The organism is Fretibacterium sp. (assembly GCF_057312375.1).
This window is the reverse complement of record NZ_DBHLDX010000114.1, coordinates 1-2,927: the sequence shown is the minus strand read 5'-3', so window position 1 is coordinate 2,927 and position 2,927 is coordinate 1. Positions and strand designations below refer to the sequence as shown.

Genomic DNA, 2,927 nt, shown 5'->3' with positions numbered 1-2,927 from the left:
TCTTCTTTGTCCTGACGACGAGCTTCGTGCAGGGGCGGGTGGAGGTGGACCTGCCCCGGGGGGAGGGAACTCCGCCGAGGGAGGACAGGACCTTGCTGGTCTCGGTGAAAGCGGACGGCACGGTCCTCTGGGACGGGACCCCGGCTGCGAGTGCGGACGTGCCCGCCCTGGCGGCCCGCGCCGTGGCCGAGAGCCGGGACATCCTGCTGGCGGGCGACCGTGCGGCTCCCTACGGGGCGGTCGCGGAGCTCCTGGAGCTCCTTCGGCACGAGGGGCTGGACCGCGCGGGCCTGGCTCTTCGGGGCGTCGCAGTGCCATGAGTCGCTGCTCAGATATCCGTCGGTGGGCGCTTCCCGCAGCCCTCAGTCTGGCCTTCCACGCGGTGCTCTTTCTCCTTCCCATCGGCCTGAACGTCACCGAGTCCCGTCCCGCCATGAGGCTCACCCTGGCTCGGCCGGTGCGCGTCCCCGGTCCACCCCGCCCGGCTGGGGGCGGTTCTCAGGGGAACGAGGCGCATCCCGTTCTTCCGTCTTCACCGTTCACTTCGCTTCAGGAGGACGAACCCATGGGTGAGATCAATCCCCGGAAGAAAGCCGATTCCGCGAAAAAATCGAAGCAGAGTCCCAAACCACAGCGAAAACCCGCTTCCAAAGCGAAGCCTGAACCTACGCCAAAACCCAAGCCCAAACCTGTTGCCGACCCCGCGGTGCGTGAAGCGCCAAGCGAAGACCCGACCGTAGTGCGGGGTCGGGCCCCTATGCTGAACGCCGGAGGCTCCGGCCTCGGTGGCGGACGGAGCGGCGCTGTGGGGAGCGGCGAGGGCACGTCCTCCGGTCCGGGGGCCGAGACGGGCCCCGTGGACGTGGGGACGCTCAGGATTCTCTCCAGAACGCCGCCGGAGTATCCTCTCTTTTCGCGCAAACGTCGAGAGGAGGGGCGGCTGACGATCCTCATCACCATCCAGTCGGGGCGCGTGACCGACGCGCAGGTAGAGCGCGGGAGCGGGTACCCCCGGCTGGACGAGGCCGCGCTGCGCGCGGTGCGGACCTGGCGGTTCGACCACCCCGGGCGGATACGTGCCCGGGTGCCCGTCAGCTTTCGCCTGGAGCGTTAAAAGCAGCGATCATTCAGCACTTCGAAAAGAAGGGTTACATTGCTCTTTTTTTTGCGGTATAATACCGCTGCAAAATACACATGAATATTCACGCGGAGTTCGGCGCAGGGAATCCGGTGCGAATCCGGAACGGCCCCGCCACTGTAAGCGCGACGAAACCGATGGATGTCATTGTTCTCCGGCCGTGGCCGGGACGAGAAGGCTCGGGAGTAGGAGGACCGCAAGTCAGGAGACCTGTCGAACGTCCGTTTTGCCGAACGCCTCGGGGGACGGGTGTCGGCAATGTGTTTCTGGAGTCGGGTATGTGGGAGGAGTCCTCGAAGGGCTCCTCCTGTTGTTTAATATGAAGAGAGGAGATGCGCGCCGATGAAGGTCGGACCCCCTTCCCCTGCCTTCACCCTTTTGTTCTTCGCCCTTGCCCCCGTTTTCGTGCTGGGTCTCGCGGACCCCGTCCTGGGGACGACGGAGCTCCCCGAGGAGCGGGTCGTCGCTTCCCCCGTGGAGGGCGAGGACAAGCTGCTTCTCTCTCCGGGATCGGTGACGGTGGTGCGCCCCCAGGAGATGAAGGGGGAGCAGAAGAACCTTCCGGAGCTCCTGAAGCAGGTTCCGGGCCTTCACGTCGTGGAGACCAAGGGGCGCGGGGCCTATACGGTGGCCTCCATCCGCGGCAGCAGCGCCGCACAGGTGGCGGTCTACGTGGACGGGGTCCTGATGAACCTGGGCAGCGAGGCGGCGGTGGACCTCTCCACGATCCCCGTCGAGAACGTCGAGCGCATCGAGGTCTACCGCGGCTACATTCCCTCCCGGTTCGGGGGGGCCTCCATGGGCGGCGTCATCAACATCGTCACGAAGAAGCCCGAAAAGTCCGGCGGGACCCTCTCGCTCGGGGCGGGCTCCTGGGGACGGGCACGGGCCGGCCTGGCCTGGGACGCGCCGCTTGGCAGCGGCAGCCTGTTCCTGGGCGTCAACCACGACCGCACCGACGGCGATTTCAAATATCCCAACGACAACAACACCCCCTACACCCCGACCGACGATTACGAGGCGGAGCGCGAGAACAATCGTTATGCAAACACGGACGTGCTGCTGAAGTGGAACGACGACCACTGGCGCGTCGAGGGCGGCTGGAAGCGCAACGACCGCGCGCTGCCTTACCCGGCTCCCGGAGCGGACAAGCAGGAGAGTCCGCGGGGCGCGGACTTCCGCGTCGACCAGTGGAACGTGGTCCTGGCGCGGCGCCAGACCTGGGGTGACCTGGAGTGGGGGTTCCGCGCGGAGTACCTGGGGCAGAGCAAGAGGTACGACGACCCGGCGGACACGATCGGGGGCTGGGGCGAGCAGCACAACCGCTACGACACGGACCGCCTGAGCTTCGCCCTGGACGGTGCGCTGCCCGTCGGGGACCACCACCTGCTGGAGTTCCTCTGGAACTACTACGACGAGACCCTGAAAACGGATGGGGACATCGTGAAGAAGATGCGCGGATTTCGGGAGCACAACCGCTACAGTTGGAACGCCCAGGTCCAGGACACCATCGGGTTGGGCAGAGGGGACGACCTATGGCTGACCCCGGTGGTGCGCTGGAACGCCGCCGACGGCCGCACGGAGTTCTCGTGGGGGGCGGCGCTGGACTGGAGGATGAGCCGGGAATGGGCCCTGAAACTGACGGGCGGAACGTACAACCGGGCCCCCAACCTCTATGAGCTCTACGGAGACGGGGCGTTTGTCATCCCCAACCCCAGCCTGAGGTGGGAGAGGGGGACGCAGTGGGACGTCGGACTGGCCTGGAAGGGGCAGCTGTGGGGCGGGGAGG

The 2,927-nt window shown here is 66.6% G+C and carries 3 protein-coding genes and 1 riboswitch; all 3 genes read left to right on the top strand.

The genetic code is table 11. From position 1 onward, the window contains the following. A partial coding sequence (locus ACO41U_RS10230; RefSeq protein ID WP_485943719.1) for an ExbD/TolR family protein occupies positions 1–320 on the top strand: 320 nt, incomplete at its 5' end. Positions 321–757: 437 nt separating this feature from the next. Next, positions 758–1,114, top strand: a complete 357-nt coding sequence (locus ACO41U_RS10225; protein ID WP_485943717.1) for an energy transducer TonB — start codon at positions 758–760, stop codon at positions 1,112–1,114. A gap of 83 nt (positions 1,115–1,197) precedes the next feature. Further along, positions 1,198–1,370, top strand: a riboswitch (cobalamin riboswitch). Between the two features lie 110 nt (positions 1,371–1,480). Then, positions 1,481–2,927, top strand: a 1,447-nt coding sequence (locus ACO41U_RS10220) for a TonB-dependent receptor plug domain-containing protein (RefSeq protein ID WP_485943714.1), incomplete at its 3' end; no start/stop codon positions are given.

What these genes read in the sequence shown, in the direction of transcription:
- ACO41U_RS10225 (WP_485943717.1), top strand. Translation starts at nt 758, where the DNA reads ATGCTGAACGCCGGAGGCTCCGGCCTCGGTGGCGGACGGAGCGGCGCT.